The sequence below is a fragment of the Microbacterium sp. Leaf351 genome (assembly GCF_001423825.1).
Taxonomy (GTDB): Bacteria; Actinomycetota; Actinomycetes; order Actinomycetales; family Microbacteriaceae; genus Microbacterium; species Microbacterium ginsengisoli.
Genome location: NZ_LMPK01000001.1, coordinates 48,141 through 48,397 on the forward strand (window position 1 = coordinate 48,141; position 257 = coordinate 48,397).

At 70.4% G+C, this 257-nt stretch carries 1 protein-coding gene; it reads right to left on the minus strand.

The features are described from left to right. A partial coding sequence (locus ASG00_RS14985; protein ID WP_442922550.1) for a hypothetical protein occupies positions 1-257 on the minus strand: 257 nt, incomplete at both ends.

The following is a 257-nucleotide window of genomic DNA, read 5'->3' on the forward strand; positions in this document are numbered from 1 at the left end:
GCGGATCACCAGATAGCCGCCGAACGCGCAGGCGAGGGCAAGACCCAGCAGAAGGGTGAACTGCCCGACGATCCCGATCGCGGCGAGCCAGCCGAACAGCTCGGCCCAGCCCTGCAGGAGGGTGACGACCGTTCCGGCCACGAGCAGCGCCGCCGTCGCGCCGAACGCAAGCACCATCATCCCCGGGATGCGCCAGCGCATGTAGACGGTCGTCGCACCGGCGCCGACCGACAGGACGAGGAGCTGGAGCGCGAAGG